The organism is Marinifilum sp. D714 (assembly GCF_030851345.1).
Lineage (GTDB): Bacteria > Bacteroidota > Bacteroidia > Bacteroidales > Marinifilaceae > Marinifilum.
On record NZ_JALPNU010000089.1, the window covers coordinates 1 to 392 of the forward strand.

Sequence of the window (392 nt, forward strand, 5' to 3'; positions counted from 1 at the left end):
AATGGGGCAACGACTCAAACCATAACTGTAAATACAAGTGGAAACTATTCAGTAGTTGTTACCGACGCCAATGGTTGTTCAGCAACGGATGATGTAAATGTAACGATTCATCCAAATCCGGTTGTAAACCTTGGTTTGGATCAGGAAACCTGTGCTGGTGGAACTATTACCTTGGATGCCGGGAATCCTGGGGCAACTTACCTGTGGTTAAACGGTGAAACCACACAAGACATTACAGTATCAACTTCAGGAAACTATTCAGTAGTAGTAACAGACGCCAATGGATGTTCAGCTACAGATGATGTGAATGTTACTGTTCATCCAAATCCGGTTGTAGACCTTGGTTTGGACCAGGAAATCTGTGCTGGTGGAACTATTACCTTGGATGCCGG

At 43.9% G+C, this 392-nt stretch carries 1 protein-coding gene; it reads left to right on the forward strand.

What is annotated here, in order from left to right; all coding sequences use genetic code 11:
• Positions 1-392 (forward strand): hypothetical protein (locus tag M0051_RS19835; RefSeq protein ID WP_306743275.1); only part of this gene is annotated, 392 nt, incomplete at both ends.